A 1,171-nucleotide genomic window follows, 5' to 3' on the forward strand; every position below is an offset into this window, starting at 1 on the left:
AGCCATGGCGGCTCGATATTCCCGACGCCTTTGAATTCGACCAGCTGCCGGAGGACTTCGATCATTTCGAACCGGTGCTGGAGGCCGCCGTTGCCCGGATGCCGATGCTGGCCGATGCGGGCATACATACCTTCTTCAACGGGCCTGAAAGCTTCACCCCGGACGATGCCTATCACCTTGGCCTCGCACCCGAGATGGACAACGTATGGGTGGCCGCCGGCTTCAACTCCATCGGTATCCAGTCGGCGGGCGGGGCCGGGATGGCGCTGGCGCAATGGATGGAGGACGGTCAGAAGCCCTTTGACCTCGGCGATGTGGACATCACGCGGATGCAGCCTTTTCAGGGCAACCGCCGCTACCTGCGCGAACGGTCGACCGAAACGCTAGGGCTGCTCTATGCCGATCACTTCCCCTATCGCCAGAAGGCCACCGCCCGGGGGGTACGGCGCACACCGTTTCACCGCCAACTGCTGGAAAACGGGGCCGTCATGGGCGAGTTGGCCGGGTGGGAGCGTGCCAACTGGTTTGCCCGTCCGGGTCAGGAGCCCGAATATTCCTATTCGTGGAAACGGCAGAACTTCTTCGACAACGTCGCGGAAGAGGTGAGGGCGGTCCGCACCAACCTTGGCATGTACGACATGTCCTCCTTCGGTAAGATCAGGGTCGAGGGGCGGGATGCGACCGCCTTCATGAACCATGTGGGGGGTGGCCAGTACGATGTCCCGGTGGGCAAGATCGTCTATACCCAGTTCCTCAACCCAACTGGCGGCATCGAAGCGGATGTGACCGTGACCCGGCTGAGCGAAACGGCCTATCTTGTGGTGACGCCGGCAGCCACCCGGCTGGCGGACGAGACATGGATGCGACGGCACATTGGCGAATTCAACGTGGTGATCACCGATGTCACCGCAGGCGAAGGCGTGCTCGCCGTGATGGGCCCGAAGGCACGCGACCTGCTGCAGGCGGTCAGCCCGAACGACTTTTCGAACGCGTCCAACCCCTTTGGCACGGCGCAGGATATCGAGCTGGGGCTGGGGCTCGCTCGGGTCCACCGGGTGACATACGTCGGAGAACTGGGCTGGGAGGTTTATGTGAGCGCCGACATGGCCGCCCATGCGTTCGAGACCTTGCATGCGGCCGGGCAGGAATTCGGGCTGAAGCTTTGCGGGAT

Annotated in this window: 1 protein-coding gene; it reads left to right on the plus strand. The window is 63.1% G+C overall.

The genetic code is table 11. From position 1 onward, the window contains the following. Positions 1 to 1,171 (plus strand): GcvT family protein (locus A3764_RS20785; RefSeq protein WP_150122353.1); only part of this gene is annotated, 1,171 nt, incomplete at both ends.

Source organism: Sulfitobacter sp. HI0129, assembly GCF_001635395.1.
Taxonomy (GTDB): Bacteria; Pseudomonadota; Alphaproteobacteria; order Rhodobacterales; family Rhodobacteraceae; genus Sulfitobacter.